Genomic DNA, 14,821 nt, shown 5'->3' with positions numbered 1-14,821 from the left:
TAAAATTGGATTAAAGCAAAATAGTTTTGTTTCGCACCGTCAAAATACCTATAATGTAATCCATTTAGTCGCCAGGTTGAAGAATGAATAAACAAGATTTTTATTTCGACTTACCGGAGGAATTGATTGCGCAATACCCTCTACCTAACCGAACTGATTCACGCCTGTTAGCTTTTGATCGCGAGACTGGTCAATGCACACATCGTCAATTTAAGGATATTGGTGAGTTTTTGCAGCCAGGCGATTTATTAGTGATGAATAATTCAAAAGTCATTCCGGCCCGATTATATGGCCACAAGGCAAGTGGGGGCAAAGTTGAATTACTGGTTGAGCGCTTGTTAAGCGAGGATGCTTTTTTAGCGCACATTAAAGCCAGTAAGGCGCCCAAAGCGGGTACACCGATTCACTTGGATAATAATTGGCAACTTAAAGTCATTAGCAAATTGGATGATTTGTATCATTGTAAAGTGTTAGGTAATGTTGAGATTATGCTGGAAGAAATTGGCCATATTCCCTTACCACTTTACATTACCCGACCCGATGAATCCGCGGATGCGGAGCGGTATCAAACAGTTTATGCTAGGCATAAAGGTTCAGTCGCAGCGCCCACTGCAGGATTGCACTTTGATGCAGAGCTAATTCAAAGCCTGAGCAGCAGAGGAGTGAATATCGCCTATTCAACTTTGCATGTGGGTGCAGGAACGTTTAGACCGGTGCGGTGCGATGCAATCAAAGATCATAAAATGCATAGCGAATATTTCACGGTGAGTGAAGAGCTGTGCCAGACAGTCAATGAAACGCGAGCAAGGGGTAAGCGAGTTATTGCGGTTGGAACCACTTCAATGCGCAGCTTAGAAAGTGCAGCAGAGAATGGGATTCTTAAGCCTTGTAGCCGGGATACGGACATCTTTATTTATCCGGGCTATCAGTTTCAGATTTGCGACGGGCTTATCACGAATTTTCATCTACCGGAATCAACATTGCTGATGCTTGTTGCCGCCTTTATTGGTCATGCACAAACAATGATGCTCTATAAAGAGGCAATAGCACAAGGTTATCGTTTCTTTAGTTATGGTGATGCAAGCCTCTTGCTTTAAAGGAATTCATCATGCAACAAAAAAAGAAAACTCATTTTGTACCCGTATTTACTTCAAAGGCTGGGGCGTGTTTAACGTTGAGGAATTGGCAGGAAGTAGGGGTCGAAGCTTTGTCTTATTATTTGCATGAGCTGCTTATGAAACCCGGCATGCAATTGTTTGAGTATTTGCCAGATTTGCGAGCCTATTGCGGTTGGCAAGGCAGAATCGTACTGAATGCCAGCTTACTCAGCAAAGGGGGCGACGGCATTTATTCTTTTCGTTCGCATTTTGATGGCAGCACCATACGCATCACTGATGATGAGCTTTTTTCGATCGTCCTAAAACTTAAACCTGATATCGTTGTTTTCCCTTCTTGTTTTCTGACTTATTTAAGTGAATTTAACCAACTTGCACCGAATGAGTTAAAAATTTTTATTGTTGGAAACGAAAGCTCTGTTAAGTTTCATACAACAAATTTCGGCAGTTATTTGATCTATGATCAGAAAACAGCCTTTTCCGATTTCTTAAGATCTCTTAAAAAATACGATGAAAAATCGGTTTATCTTGCCGGTGAATTTGATTTACTACAATTAGAAGAATTAGTCGCACATGGCATTCGTTTCATCGAATCAGATAAACCAGCAAATGACGCAATAAATGGGCGAATCTATACTCATCAGGGTGATATTGCCTTATTGGAAACCCAGATGGCCCAGTTGCATGAAGTGATTGATGCCGAATGTGCCTGCCCAACTTGTGAACAGAAATTTACGCGTGCTTATTTACATCATTTATTATTGCAGACCCCTTTACTCTGTCAGCGTTTTTTAATTCAACATAATGAGTATTTTTATTTGCAGCACATACGGTCTGAAGACCAGGCATGAAAAATTTAGACTAGGACTTCATTTACGTGAGGTTGAAATCTCGCTATGATGTCACGCTACTTAGCTAGCCCTTATTTTTATCGGTAAAGGGAGTAAAATGACAATGCCTCTGGGTGGCATCAACAGCGAATTGAGGAGATTGGTATGAGTTTTTTTATAAGTAATGCAATGGCTGCAGGTTCTGCGACTCCAGCAGCTGCACAACCTGACGGAACTTTTTCGCTGATAATGATAGCAGCTATTTTTGTAGTCTTTTACTTTATGTTAATAAGACCGCAAAACAAACGCGCAAAACAACATCGCGAAATGGTGAGTAACTTAAAAAAGGGCGATGAAGTCGTGACCTCTGGCGGGATACTTGGCAAGGTTGTGAATATTGATGAACAATATATAAAGATTGCCCTTACTGAAGGCGTTGAAGTGAGTTTACAGCGAGGAGCGGTGACCGCTGTTTTACCTAAAGGCACCATCAAATCCCTTTAAGTTTGGTACTGGGAAAAGCACATGCAGAATAAATATCCTCTTTGGAAAAATCTAATGCTGATTGCTATTGTAGTAATCGGCCTAATTTATGCGGTACCTAATTTATATAGTGAAGATCCTGCAGTTCAGATTTCTTCACAGTCTTCTGTTGATATGGAGCAGTTAAAGCAGCAAGTTGAGACACTGTTGGATAACGCCAAGATCCCTCATTTTCCAATTACAACTTCTGGTGATCATCTTGAGGTGCGCTTTAACACGCCGGATATTCAGTTAGTGGCACGAGACATTATCAAAAATGGGTTAGGCTCTCAGTACACTGTTGCCCTGAATCTTGCACCTTCAACACCCAAGTGGTTTAGCAACATAGGTGCGGAACCAATGAAACAAGGTTTGGACTTACGTGGCGGTGTTCACTTCCTTTTAGAAGTTGATGTTGACAGTGTTATTAATCGTCGCTTTGAAGGGTTGATGAAGGGAATAGGTCAAAATTTACGTGAAGCAGGTATTCGTTATGCCGGCATTCGTTATGTTGCTGATAAAGGGATAGAGATTGGTTTTCGTTCACCAGACATTATGAATAATGCTGTGGATGAAATTAAGGAAAAATTCCCCGATGCAATTTTAACTAAATCGGACATTACCAGCACCATCACCGTTTCATTATCACCGACTGAATTAAATTCAATCCGTCAAAATACAATCGAACAAACCATGAGTATTTTGCGTAATCGAGTAAATGAACTGGGTGTTGGTGAAGCGGTTGTGCAGCAGCAAGGCGCAACTCGCGTTGGTGTGGATTTACCCGGTATTCAAGACGCCGCCCGGGCTAAACAAATCCTTGGAGGTACAGCCACACTGGAATTCCATCTAGTTGATCAGGATAATGATGCTCAAATTGCCAAGCAAACTGGTGCTGTGCCTGTAAATGATAAGTTGTACCTGATGGATGGCCACCCTATCTTATTAAAGCGGCAAGTTGTCTTAAGTGGTGATTCAATCACAAGTGCTGTTTCAAGTTTTGATCAGCAATCGGCTACTCCCGCAGTCCAAGTACAATTAGGTGGGGGCGGTGAGAGCTTATTTACTAAGATTACCCGCGATAACATCGGTAAACGAATGGCAATTGTTTTCGTAGAAACCAAGACGGCTACGCAAATGGTTAATGGGGTGGAGCAGCGTGTAACGCATCGCGAAGAGCGAGTGATTTCTGCGCCTGTTATTCAGACTGCTTTGGGTAATAGTTTCCAGATTACTGGCTTGGTTGACAGTAAGGAAGCGAGTAATCTAGCTTTATTACTGAGAGCTGGAGCATTGCCTGCGGTCATTTATCCGGTCGAGGAACGCACTGTTGGCCCCTCTTTGGGTAAGGAAAATATTCATCGTGGTTTAGTTTCGCTTCAAGTGGGAATGGGATTAATACTGATACTTATGTTGGTTTATTACCGCTTCTTTGGTTTAGTTGCCAACATCGCGTTATTTATCAATCTGATATTGCTAAGTGCACTAATGTCCATTATTGGAGCAACACTCACTTTACCCGGTATCGCAGGTTTCGTGTTGACCGTGGGTATGGCAGTTGATGCAAACGTGCTCATTTATGAGAGGATTCGCGAAGAGTTGCGCCATGGCTTATCGCCCCAGGCTGCTATTCACGCGGGTTATGACCGGGCATTCTCAACAATTATTGATGCGAACGTCACAACGCTTATTGTAGGTATTATCCTATTTGCAGTGGGTACTGGGCCTGTGCGTGGCTTCGCTGTGATCCTCTGTTTAGGACTAATCACTTCGATGTTAACCAGTATCACTTATACCCGAGCCATCGTAAATTGGTATTACGGTAGCCGTAATGTAAAAAAATTATCGATTGGTATTTAAAAACGAGGCTTAGATGGAATTTTTTAATCCAAATTCAAACATCGATTTCATGGGGGCGCGCAAGTGGACTGCCCTGTTTTCTGCGCTTATTTTTGTGATTTCTATTGCTGCGTTAGTTGCAAATGGCTTGAAATGGGGGCTCGATTTCACAGGAGGAACCCAGATTGAGATCAGTTTTCCTCAGGCCGCGGATTTAAATGCGATTAGGGATAGTTTATACAATGTCGGCTTTAAAGAAGCCCAAGTCGTTAGCTACGGAACGTCCAAAGACGTCTTAATCAGTATTGCACCGCGAACCAATCAGGATCAAACCTTATTAGTCAATAAAGTCATGGAGCAATTACCTGGAGCGGTAAAGCAGCGCGTTGATTTCGTCGGGCCACAAGTTGGACAAGAATTAGCTACAAAAGGAGCTTTAGCTGTTATTGTGTCTTTATTGGCGACTATGATTTACATCGCGATGCGTTTTGAATATCGCTTAGCGGTGAGCTCCGCAGTTGCACTAGTCCACGATCCCGTGCTTATTCTTGGTATTTTTGCCATGTTTGGTATCGAATTTGATTTGAAAGCCCTTGCAGGCTTACTCGCAGTGATTGGCTATTCACTAAACGATACCATTGTAGTTTTTGATCGTGTTCGTGAGAATTTCATCAAGATTCGACGAGCTACCCCTTTAGAAATCATGAATATCTCCATTAACCAAACTTTGTCAAGAACAATTATGACTTCAGTCTTGACGTTGTTTGTTGTAGTTGCATTGCTCGTTTATGGCGGCGAAACAATACGAGGATTTTCGTTAGCACTGATTATCGGGATCGTTATTGGAACTTATTCTTCAATTTACGTAGCAGGCGCCCTTGCTGTGTGGATGGGTTTAGATAGAAAAGATTTTCTTCCTTCTCAACGGAAGGAAATAGATGAAAGGCCGTAATCCCTTCCAATATCATTTTTTGCCAGGGTCTGAGAGAGCCTCATGCATAGTTTAATTGCGGTGTAAGGCAAAGTCGTAATCCTGGAAACCTAGCTACAAAATTCAGCATTGTTGAATGGGAACAAAACATGGCCATTAGCTGGCCATCCCTTTGTTACCCTTCTACATTGCTTAATGGCCTAAACCATACGTCCACTTACTCTAGCAACGCATCTACCTTAGCTGCGCAAATGAAGTCATTAAGAGTTAAGCCATTCAATGCATGAGTCATAAAGCGAACGTGGCAATAGTTGTAGCCTACTTCAAGGTCAGGATGATGATTTTCAGTATTGGCTATCCATGCCAAGGCGTTGACAAAAGCCATTGTTTCATAAAAATTGGTAAAAGAAAAAGAACGCTTGATTTCTTTATTATTCGCTTGTACCTCCCAATTTTTATTGAGTTGGGGCATAAGGTTGTAGATTTGTTCTGCTGTCAGTGCTTGGCCAATTCCTTCACATGATTCGCAATGTTTTTGATGTAAATCGCTTTTCACGATGAAAACTCCTTAGTTATCCAGGCCCTGTGAATTTTTACAGGGTCAGTTATTTTTTAATTCTGGATAAGCAAATTGACAGCTTATCCAGTAATAATTCATTTTGTTGGTTTGTGCCTATGCTGATGCGTAAATGATTAGGCAGACCATATTGATTTAAAGGGCGAACTATAATCCCATACTTGAGCAGATCTTGGTAGATTGATTTAGTCTCAGTTTGGCAATCAATGGTGACGAAATTGCAGCGGGAGGGTAGATAATTTATTTTTAATGCCTCAAACCCTTGAATAAGCTGTTGCTTGCCCCTGATATTCGCTTCTAGGCTTCGATGAATAAAATCGTCATCGTCTAGTGCTGCATGTGCTGCAGCAAGGGCAGCTTGATTTACCATAAACGGAGGTTGGACTCGTTGAACTAACTCGGTAATTTGAGGGTTTGCAATAAAATAACCTAAACGCAAGCCCGCTAGTCCATAGACTTTAGAGAAGGTCCGAGTAATAACTAGGTTCGGATATTGAGCGAGTAAATTTATACTCTTGCCGCTGACTTGGCCATAGACATATTCATAATAAGCCTCATCGAGAACCAGAATGGTTGAGGTGGGAATACTAGCAATTAGTCGCTCAATTTCCTCTAGGGGAGTGAGCTGACCTGTGGGATTGTTGGGGTTAGCAAGAAAAATAAGCGCGGTTTGCTCATTACAAGCACTAATCATCGCATCAATATCAACTTGCCAATTCGCTTTGAGTGCAATTTTTGACACCGGTATACCTAGTGTTTGTGCTTGGATTTGATAAGAAATAAAGGCATATTCGTGAGTTAAGATATGTTTCCCCGTATGCAGCGCAAAAGTGACCAATAAAAAGAGAAAGAGAGAATCAGTACCATTCCCAAGCATTAACATATCCTGGGTGATAGCTAATCTCTCACTCAGTTTTTGTGATAAGGGATGGTTGGCAGGGGAAGGATAACTGGCAATTTGGATTGCTGAAAGTTTTGCCAAGGCTTTTTGCACTTGAGGGCTACAGCCAAACGGATTTTCGTTGCTAGCCAGTTTTATAATGTCAGTCAAACCTTGTTCACGAGCAACTTCCTCAACAGACTTACCAGGAATATAGGGATGCAGGGATTGAATTCCAGGATGAGGAAGCTGATGATAATCGCAGGGCAAGAGATTCTCCTTAATCTTTGTAGGCGGTACAACATCCATCTTAACCCAACAGCGAGCTAAAAGTGAATGTTCTGTAAAGGGCATTACTGTATCGCATTGTTAAACTTGCATTCATTATCCTTTCGACCTATTCTTGTTCACTGCAACAACCTCAGGAATGGAATATGAATAATCAAAAAGGGTTCTCCCTGGTTGAAGTGGTAATTTCCCTGCTTCTCATCACCAGCACTTCAGTTCTGCTTTTACGTCAACAATGGCAACTCAGCCAGTTACTCAACCAATTATTAGTAAAATCAGCGGCCTTGGTGCAGATTGACAATGACTATGAAAAGTCATCTGACTAGATTCATCAAGTGAAAACGCCAGGACTGCCCTCAAAAGGGATGGAGAGGATGACTAAGCAACTAGGAATAAGTTTAGTTGAGTTAATGATCAGTGTATTGCTAAGTAGTTTTCTTGTGATTTTGGCCACTCAACAATACCTGATATGCAAACGACAATACTTCCATGTACACGCGCTGTTAGAGCAGGATTTCGAATTGCAATTGGCCAATGACTTGCTGCGTGACAGTGTGAGGAGAGCGGGATTTACACCGTGTTTAAACGTGAATTCATTAAATATACTCGATCAACGCAATGGGAGAATAGGAATCGACGCAATCGAAACCAATAAGAAGCATGATCGTTTGCAAATTAGACGAATGGGCGAGGATTTTACTGAGGTGATTAAGCCATTAAGTCAAAACTTGTTATTGGCTAAATCGGATCTTCATTTTGAGCCGCAACAAGTCATTTTAATTGCCGATTGTTATCATGGTGAAATTCAACAAATTGATTATGCAAGAAAAACAAACAATGGAACGATTCTAAAACTTAATCATCATCTAGCATTTAATTATAGTGAACCAATTTATCTTGGTGAATGGATAGAAGAATCATTTTTTGTACAAACAAATCGACAAGGGAAACGTGCCTTGTATTATCGTCAAAAGCATGCTGAAGAGTTAACAGAGCGAATTGATAAAATATCGATTGAATTAACTACCCATCAAAGCAAAACGCTAGTTAATGTGGCGTGGGGAATGGATCAATCGGAAACTTTGCAGATTAGTACTAGGGTTAGGTTAGGATGACTGCTTCAGATAAGCAGACTGGAATAGTGCTTGTTACCGTTCTGTTATTCATCACGGTGTTATCGTTGTTAGTGCTGACACAAATGCAACTGGTTTTTTTGGATTACAAGTCCATCAACCAACGCAACGAACAACATCAAGCGTTTTTTCAATTTGAGAAAGATGCTAAAAAATTAGCTGAAATAATTACCTCATCAACCCAACACGCTTGCGTTATTCCAGCAATGGATGCGAATGCGGTAATTCGAGTTTTAAAAACTAAGCAAGCGTGTATTTCAACGCACGAAAAACAGCAATTTTATTACTTAGTCGAGGATTTGGGGCAATTTCCATGCATACAAACAGTTGTGGATAATATTATCTACAGTACTTCCCATTTACGAATTAGCATGTTGTCTGCGAATCAACAGGCAGGTATTTTGCAATTACGTATAGCAAGGTTAGCACAATTAGCAAATTGCGAATGCAATGAACCTATCTTGATAAGGTCTAGATTGTTAAGTTGGCGTTATCTGTCGAATAATCTGTAGGAGGATAAAAAACAGAAGTGATACCAACTGATTCTCTTTCTATAGAAGGGCGAAAAAAGGGAAGTGAGCCCGCTAGTGAGCTTGTTGAAGGTGAATAGTTAATTTTTGTCTTTGGTTTGTCTGGCATAGAGCCCTTAGGGACAGGTTCAATTCCCAACGAATCAACATCATCTTCGAATAATTCATCATCCTCAAGGACATCAAATTGATTTACTCTCGAATAAGATTCTTCCATTTCCGACGCGTAAACTCCTTCGATATAATTTAATTCCTCTTGAAGGTGTTCTCTTAGTGAGGTTTCATTGTATTTAAGCCAGAAATGTTTGGCTGCATAAACTAGCCCAATGGCTGAAATAGCCGCTAATGCAACAGCGATTCCTCCACCAGGAATGAAACACCAAAGCGACATGATGGCCACTATCATGAACGCTGAAGTCAAATTAATTCTTAGAGCTTCCATTCGTTTTTCATAGCCAAAAACGCGGCGGGCGTGAGCTCTATGTACGCTTATTAAATTATTGTCATTTAGCGGAGGGTTTAATTTATATTGAATGTATTCTTGAATTAAGCAAAAAATCTCTTTAATGACATCCACGCCTGCTCCTGCTACGAAAACACCGGCAATGATGGGATTCATGGTGGCGCCTGCAAGTATGAGCAGGAAAGAGGCAACAACTTTAGCTGAGGTGCCTAGAAATAGAAAGCAAATATTACGGAAGCGATTGACTATAGTTATTTTATTATCATTACAGATTGAGTAAAAATGGTAAATACCAATACCCAAGCCATAAAATAAGCCTAAAATAGGTACAGCAAAAATTGAAGAAAAGCAGCTTCTGATTAGCTCCAAGACAAAATGAAAAGTCGAAGTTGCTAATAAAATACTTATAAAAGTTAAAAGAATCCCCCCTCCTGTTAAGAGTAAGGATAATTTACTTATCGTAGTTTTTTCATCGATTAGGTCAATAACATAATCAACCTGCGAGTAACCTTTTCGAGCTAATATCAAAAGGAATTGGTAGATTGTGAGCCTTTTTTTTTTGAAATCGCTATTCCATTCAGCTTTCGAGATATTTAAATTTTTTAATATTGCTTTGATACGTTTTTTTATTTCAGGATTTGCAAGAATAGTTGTTTCGTGGAAATCACACTTCAACGCGTCTAAATCTTTATCATAACATTCCATATAATGCTTTAGATCGCTAGATTTTCCGCCCCTGAAATAGGCGTCAAAACGATCTAAACTTGAAAGTAAGGAGTTCAATTTATTCTATCTCGAATTAATAATTAAATCGCAATTCGACTAAAAGAATTTACGCGAAATAAATCCAAAATTTTCGAATGCCATAGCACAAAGGGACGAAATATTGCACAAAAAATAGTCTCTAGTCAAGTAAGGATAGGCGCAGCTGAGCTCAGGTTGGGAGCAAGACCTAGCATTTTGAAGCAGCTTGGGTATATATTTAAAGCCTAATGCTTCTGCAAGCAAAGGATTGTTTTTCTATGAGTCGAGAACGTTTAGCGACGTTTCAATATTGGCCCCACGTCATTACGCTTGTAATCATCGCTCTAGCTTTTGCTGGCTACCGCTATTTTGCGTATTATTTTACCTACTCAAACGATGCTTATGTGTCAGCTAATATCGTTAATATGGCTTCCATTGTTTCAGGGCCTATCACCGAAATTTACGTTTGTGAAAATCAAAAAGTAGCAAAAGGGCAAAAGCTAATTGAAATCGATCCTCGACCCTATAAGTATGCAATGGACAAGGCTGCAGCGGATCTAAACATTGCTAAGATCAATTATCAAAATGAAAAATATGCAATCACGGTTGCAGCGGAAAAACTGAAACAAAGCCAAGATCTTTTAAATTTAAGCAAGGATCATTTCGTACGATTTCAAAAACTTCAGGCAAAAGGTGATATTGCCTTTATTAGATTGATTGATCTTGAATCGCGGCTCAAAGAACAGGAGGCAGGTGTGGTCGCTGCCCTGCAAGAACTTAAAATTGCCCAACAAAATTTGGATATTAATAAAGTTTTGGCAGCTGAAGCCATTTACAAGAAGGCGCGATACATGTATGAACATACTACTGTACTCGCTCCGGCTGATGGTTATATTACTAATTTTAATCTCCGTCGAGGGCAATACATAAAAATTGGTGAAGGCCTTTTTACTCTCATAGAAACAAGCCGTTGGTGGGTAGTGACCCGTTATAGGGAAACGGCAATAAGGCTCATTAAGCCTGGCGATAAGGCAAGGATTACTATAGATATGTACCCAGGAAAAGTCTTTCATGGCCATGTTCAAAGTATTGGTTGGGGAATTAATCGAGTTCAAGCAGGGGATGTTGCCCCTTCGACTTTACCCTATTTAGAAGCAACTGAGGACTGGATTAAAATCGCACAGCGATTCCCTGTGCGTATTTACATCGATGATTTGAGTGCCGAATACCCATTGAGAATAGGTGCTAGTGCTAAGACGTTAACTTATCGCTGAGGTTAGAATTATTAAGATAATTCCCAAGACCCTGGAAAATAGAGCTGCACTACGAACAGCGATTGCTACGTTAATCGCTGTCCTCATCGCTTTTTTTCTGCATTTGGATAGACCTTACTGGTCAGGAATGACTGTGGTAATTCTTGCTAATGTGTATACCGGTAGTATCATCGACAAGGCCATATTACGCATTATTGGAACAGTTATTGGCGCTTGGATTGGTTATTTTTTAGCAGGCTTAGTTGTCAATAGCCTTCTTCTTTATTTTCTTGCCAATTTTTTACTAATTAGTCTTGCAGTTTATTACTATAATTTTAGTCCGCATGCCTATGCCTATTTGTTAGGTGCATTAGCAGCATTTTTTGTCATTTCGCAGCTGGCTATCTCATCAGAAGATGCTTTTTATGTTGCCATTTGGCGGTCGATCGAAATCGGATTAGGTGTTCTTGTTTCCGCAGCAGCAGCTTTATTCATTTTTCCTAATAATATCCAAGATAATTTAATTAAAGATGTGAATTCAATATTCGATCAAATAAATAATTTGTTTGATAACTTGAGTAAATCACTACTTGATGGCGAAGCTAATTTTCAGGAAATTTCAGCAGGGAGTTTTCAACTGAGAAAGACTATAAAAAAATCAACTGAAATTATAGGTTTCATGCGGCGGGAGTTAGGAATTAAGAGGGAGAGGATTGATCAGTTTAGGGTGTTTCTCGATCAATTTCATAGCCTTAGCCGTACAATCACGTATTTCATTTCTTCATACCAACAACAAAATGCAGAAAATACTATTAGATTGCTTGCCAAACCTATGGCTGAGGTTTTTTCTGCCGCCAAGCATGATTTACAAGTTCTAAAACGAGCGTTCTTTTCGGCAGAGGGAGGACAAAACAATTTAGAAATGGAAGCTAAGTTAGCCAATTTGCAGCAAGAAATTACCAATCAGTCGATGAAGCTTAATGAAGAAGTGCTTTTAGTTACACCCATCAGCGATTTTCTTAATGTGCTGTCATTATTGCAGAGAATTAACTCAGTGATTATCAATTTAGGTAATGTTTTAATTCATCGTCAAAAACCAATAAGGCAGGAGGTTAAGTGGATCACCAGCCAGCAACAATTACGGAATGATTCCGATATCATCTTTAGCAGTATTAAAACGGGGTTAGCTGCCATACTGGCGCTTGGCTTTTGGTTATTCACTAATTGGCCCAATGGGTTACCTGGGATAGTTTCAAGCATTGTGATTTCTTTGAAAAAAAACTTGTTTGAAATGAGTAACATTAGCGTGCATCGTTTACTTGGTTGGATGATAGGGGCAAGTGTCGTTTTGTTTCCTTTGGCTTTCTTTTCCTTAGAGCTTTACAGTTTTATGCTTATTCTGTTTCTTTCTATTTGGGGGTTTTCCTATTTTTCATTTAAATACATACCCTATGGCTATATTGGCTTACAAGCCAATATTGTCATCATCATTTTTATGGCCCAGGCAGGCGGTCCTCCCACGGAACTTGAACCCGCTATGGAGAGATTAGCAGGGATAGTTATTGGCATTGTGTCGAGCTTCTTAGTAGGTAATGTGCTTTGGCGAACGGACTACTTCTCTATACTAGTAAGGCATCTGCATAAACTCTATCGCTTTCTCATCTATAACATGAGCCAGTTATTGCAATTTGAACCAAGTAAAGCACGATTGTACGACTTAACAGGACTTTTTTGGTTATGTCGTGGTTTACTAGAAGCGTTCCCAGAAAGCCATTTTAAGGGGAAAAAACAACAACGAATAATTCATGCAAGAAAAAATTTTGAGCAGATGGTTTTGATACAAGCCATAATAGGCCATATCAATGATGCCATTGATAGGAATGGAGCGCATGCAACTGCTGCCAGCTATGGTGTTAATTTAAAAGAGTTAGAGGATGCTGTTGTTGGACTTTATCATGCAGATACCGAAGAAGAAAAGATACAACTTCACCAACGACTCGAGGAAAATTTAGGAAAATTTGATCTCGGTATCCAATATGCAAAATCACCTACTAATGAATTAACCAATTGTATCGCCTACATTAATGCCTTAAATCAATTAAAATTTTCCCAATTAGCTAACTAATTAAAAATTTAAATGAGTTTGGGGAACGACTGCACTTCGAGAAAGGAATCGATTTCCTCAAATAAAGAATCAAGCTCAGAAGCGTCCAAAGTAAAATCGTCATTTGGGAAGGAAGAAAAATCGCGAAGTGGAGCGGGCGGTGTTGCCAAATACGCGGTTGATGAAGGTTGAGCTATGGAATAAGCAGGTACAGAAGGCAAACGGGTCGGGGTTGTGTCGGGGCGTGGAGTTAAATCGAGCGTATTGCTAACACAAAAAGCCCTCCTTCTAATCGCCTCGTCACGATTGAAAAAAGTAGAGTGGTTTTCACAGGTCTTTGCTGGCTGAGACGGTGGTATTAGCCCTTGAGGTTTCATGCCTAAGGAGGGACAGGGAGGAACCACCCCGGTTATAGAAGCTGGACTAACATGCCTCTGTTTTGGCGAAGCAGTGTAAGTGCGCGGTTGGCTTCCCGGGTCAAAAAAGCACGAAGAAAGTGGCCTAGCTTGTGATTGTGAAAATTGTTGGGTGTAAGCTTCGAAGATTTTAGTGCAACGCGGGTTTTTTAAGAATGCTCTAATCAGCGGTGATATTAAAAGTAAATTCTCTTGCTTTGCCGCATTCGCCAAGGCTAAGCCTAAGACAGTATCTGGATTGCGAAGAGTCCTATATCCTGAAACAATCTGGTTAATATGAGAAAAAATTAAGAGTTCAGCATACTCGTCTAACCCAATCAATTGACAAAGTTTTCTTGTGGCTAAAATTATTTGCTGAGGGGAGTACTTTACTGAAATATCCGTAGTTTCAAAATCATTGAGGAATCGGCCTTCTTTCTCTGTAATATAGATAATATTTTTGTTGCCTAATCCATATTTCTCAGCGTCTTTTGGAGAAAGATGTTGAAAGTAAGCCCAATGGAAAGATACCCCTAATTCATGAGTTTTATTATTCAATAACCGTTGGATCGATTCGGCGGTTGTGGTTTCGAGCATAAAGTAATACTGCTCGTTAATTTGGATTTTAAAAAAATAGTAAGAGAAAAAAATACGAATATTCTCATCCCATAAAAAAGAATTTTCAACATAAGATGTACCGGCTAGTCGTTTATCTTTCATGAGTGTCATTAAGCATGTTTATAAAATTATGGAATAGTCCGAAAGCCATTTTGCTAATGGCAGAATAGAGCAATCACATCTATCCTTTTGGTAGGACTATAAAAAGGGAAATATAATCATGCTTAATGATCTTTTTTGCAAGGCGATCTGTGCTGGTGTTATTGTATTTTTACCGGCACCTGCCTTTGCAGATGGCCTCTCAAAAGATGATTGGATTAATAGCCTCAAAGATTTAGCCCCTGCTGCGGTATGTAAAAGCTTTGTCCAAGACAACGATTTAAGCAAAAGGCTTAAAGAGGCAAATATTAGTTATGATAAATGCTTAACCTTAATCCCCACTAGTTTTGATAAATGCCAGGCAAAATATTATTCTCAGATTCCTGATAAAATTACCAAAAAAGAAGCAGAAAAATGGGGGAATAACATAGGGATGTGTATTGGAGGAGACTTTACTGTCAATTATCTGTTAGTTCCTAAATAATCTCATTAATGCTAAC

Annotated in this window: 15 protein-coding genes; 11 read left to right on the top strand and 4 right to left on the bottom strand. The window is 39.9% G+C overall.

Annotated features, from left to right (window positions below):
• Positions 1–83: 83 nt before the first annotated feature.
• The 5 genes from queA to secF all read left to right on the top strand — a co-directional run bounded on the left by queA (position 84) and on the right by secF (position 5,258).
• On the top strand, positions 84–1,097 hold the full coding sequence (gene queA / locus LMI_RS10815) for a tRNA preQ1(34) S-adenosylmethionine ribosyltransferase-isomerase QueA (RefSeq protein WP_045099812.1): 1,014 nt from the start codon (positions 84–86) through the stop codon (positions 1,095–1,097).
• A gap of 11 nt (positions 1,098–1,108) precedes the next feature.
• Positions 1,109–1,966 carry a tRNA guanosine transglycosylase family protein gene (locus LMI_RS10810; protein ID WP_045099811.1) on the top strand — a complete coding sequence of 286 codons (858 nt, stop codon included), beginning with the start codon at positions 1,109–1,111 and terminating at the stop codon, positions 1,964–1,966.
• 144 nt (positions 1,967–2,110) lie between these two features.
• A complete protein-coding gene (yajC, locus tag LMI_RS10805) occupies positions 2,111–2,449 on the top strand; it encodes a preprotein translocase subunit YajC (RefSeq protein ID WP_045099810.1) in 339 nt (112 codons plus the stop codon).
• Positions 2,450–2,470: 21 nt separating this feature from the next.
• Entirely contained in the window at positions 2,471–4,327 is a 1,857-nt protein-coding gene (gene secD / locus LMI_RS10800) for a protein translocase subunit SecD (protein ID WP_045099809.1), read from the top strand.
• Positions 4,328–4,340: 13 nt separating this feature from the next.
• The gene (secF, locus tag LMI_RS10795; RefSeq protein WP_045099808.1) at positions 4,341–5,258 is read left to right on the top strand and encodes a protein translocase subunit SecF; all 918 of its coding nucleotides are present in this window, start codon (positions 4,341–4,343) and stop codon (positions 5,256–5,258) included.
• Between the two features lie 196 nt (positions 5,259–5,454).
• On the opposite strand, the gene LMI_RS10790 is transcribed toward secF, so the two are convergent.
• Both LMI_RS10790 and hisC read right to left on the bottom strand, forming a co-directional pair.
• Positions 5,455–5,793 (bottom strand): 4a-hydroxytetrahydrobiopterin dehydratase, encoded by a 339-nt coding sequence (locus LMI_RS10790; RefSeq protein ID WP_045099807.1) that lies wholly within the window; start codon positions 5,791–5,793, stop codon positions 5,455–5,457.
• 49 nt (positions 5,794–5,842) lie between these two features.
• Positions 5,843–6,964 carry a histidinol-phosphate transaminase gene (hisC, locus tag LMI_RS10785; protein WP_102010597.1) on the bottom strand — a complete coding sequence of 374 codons (1,122 nt, stop codon included), beginning with the start codon at positions 6,962–6,964 and terminating at the stop codon, positions 5,843–5,845.
• A 164-nt stretch (positions 6,965–7,128) separates the two neighbouring features.
• Here hisC and LMI_RS10780 point away from each other — a divergent pair, with 164 nt between their 5' ends.
• The 3 genes from LMI_RS10780 to LMI_RS10770 are packed head-to-tail and all read left to right on the top strand — an operon-like array spanning position 7,129 to position 8,627.
• Positions 7,129–7,308, top strand: coding sequence for a type IV pilus modification PilV family protein (locus LMI_RS10780; protein WP_045099806.1), 180 nt, complete (start codon positions 7,129–7,131; stop codon positions 7,306–7,308).
• 48 nt (positions 7,309–7,356) lie between these two features.
• The gene (locus tag LMI_RS10775) at positions 7,357–8,097 is read left to right on the top strand and encodes a PilW family protein (protein WP_045099805.1); all 741 of its coding nucleotides are present in this window, start codon (positions 7,357–7,359) and stop codon (positions 8,095–8,097) included.
• Positions 8,094–8,627, top strand: coding sequence for a hypothetical protein (locus LMI_RS10770; protein WP_045099804.1), 534 nt, complete (start codon positions 8,094–8,096; stop codon positions 8,625–8,627). The genes LMI_RS10775 and LMI_RS10770 overlap by 4 nt, the downstream gene beginning before the upstream one ends.
• Here LMI_RS10770 and LMI_RS10765 read toward each other — a convergent pair.
• On the bottom strand, positions 8,587–9,813 hold the full coding sequence (locus LMI_RS10765) for a hypothetical protein (protein ID WP_045099803.1): 1,227 nt from the start codon (positions 9,811–9,813) through the stop codon (positions 8,587–8,589). The genes LMI_RS10770 and LMI_RS10765 overlap by 41 nt on opposite strands.
• A gap of 317 nt (positions 9,814–10,130) precedes the next feature.
• Between LMI_RS10765 and LMI_RS10760 the strand changes: the two genes are divergently transcribed.
• Both LMI_RS10760 and LMI_RS10755 read left to right on the top strand, forming a co-directional pair.
• Complete coding sequence (locus tag LMI_RS10760; RefSeq protein ID WP_045099802.1) at positions 10,131–11,126, top strand: efflux RND transporter periplasmic adaptor subunit; 996 nt, start codon at positions 10,131–10,133, stop codon at positions 11,124–11,126.
• The gene (locus LMI_RS10755; RefSeq protein WP_082050736.1) at positions 11,119–13,230 is read left to right on the top strand and encodes an FUSC family protein; all 2,112 of its coding nucleotides are present in this window, start codon (positions 11,119–11,121) and stop codon (positions 13,228–13,230) included. The genes LMI_RS10760 and LMI_RS10755 overlap by 8 nt, the downstream gene beginning before the upstream one ends.
• A gap of 8 nt (positions 13,231–13,238) precedes the next feature.
• Here the strand turns inward: LMI_RS10755 and LMI_RS10750 are convergent, their stop codons facing one another.
• The gene (locus LMI_RS10750; protein WP_045099800.1) at positions 13,239–14,324 is read right to left on the bottom strand and encodes a hypothetical protein; all 1,086 of its coding nucleotides are present in this window, start codon (positions 14,322–14,324) and stop codon (positions 13,239–13,241) included.
• A gap of 118 nt (positions 14,325–14,442) precedes the next feature.
• On the opposite strand from LMI_RS10750, the gene LMI_RS10745 reads away from it, so the two are divergent.
• Positions 14,443–14,805, top strand: coding sequence for a hypothetical protein (locus LMI_RS10745; protein WP_052679542.1), 363 nt, complete (start codon positions 14,443–14,445; stop codon positions 14,803–14,805).
• Positions 14,806–14,821: the final 16 nt, after the last annotated feature.

The organism is Legionella micdadei (genome assembly GCF_000953635.1).
GTDB classification, from domain to species: Bacteria; Pseudomonadota; Gammaproteobacteria; order Legionellales; family Legionellaceae; genus Tatlockia; species Tatlockia micdadei.
This window is presented reverse-complemented; position numbering and strand designations above follow the sequence as displayed.

What these genes read in the sequence shown, in the direction of transcription:
- LMI_RS10745 (WP_052679542.1), top strand. Translation starts at nt 14,443, where the DNA reads ATGCTTAATGATCTTTTTTGCAAGGCGATCTGTGCTGGTGTTATTGTA.
- yajC (WP_045099810.1), top strand. Translation starts at nt 2,111, where the DNA reads ATGAGTTTTTTTATAAGTAATGCAATGGCTGCAGGTTCTGCGACTCCA.
- LMI_RS10765 (WP_045099803.1), bottom strand. Translation starts at nt 9,813, where the DNA reads ATGGAATGTTATGATAAAGATTTAGACGCGTTGAAGTGTGATTTCCAC.
- LMI_RS10750 (WP_045099800.1), bottom strand. Translation starts at nt 14,324, where the DNA reads ATGAAAGATAAACGACTAGCCGGTACATCTTATGTTGAAAATTCTTTT.
- secF (WP_045099808.1), top strand. Translation starts at nt 4,341, where the DNA reads ATGGAATTTTTTAATCCAAATTCAAACATCGATTTCATGGGGGCGCGC.
- secD (WP_045099809.1), top strand. Translation starts at nt 2,471, where the DNA reads ATGCAGAATAAATATCCTCTTTGGAAAAATCTAATGCTGATTGCTATT.
- LMI_RS10770 (WP_045099804.1), top strand. Translation starts at nt 8,094, where the DNA reads ATGACTGCTTCAGATAAGCAGACTGGAATAGTGCTTGTTACCGTTCTG.
- LMI_RS10810 (WP_045099811.1), top strand. Translation starts at nt 1,109, where the DNA reads ATGCAACAAAAAAAGAAAACTCATTTTGTACCCGTATTTACTTCAAAG.
- queA (WP_045099812.1), top strand. Translation starts at nt 84, where the DNA reads ATGAATAAACAAGATTTTTATTTCGACTTACCGGAGGAATTGATTGCG.
- LMI_RS10780 (WP_045099806.1), top strand. Translation starts at nt 7,129, where the DNA reads ATGAATAATCAAAAAGGGTTCTCCCTGGTTGAAGTGGTAATTTCCCTG.
- LMI_RS10775 (WP_045099805.1), top strand. Translation starts at nt 7,357, where the DNA reads ATGACTAAGCAACTAGGAATAAGTTTAGTTGAGTTAATGATCAGTGTA.
- LMI_RS10760 (WP_045099802.1), top strand. Translation starts at nt 10,131, where the DNA reads ATGAGTCGAGAACGTTTAGCGACGTTTCAATATTGGCCCCACGTCATT.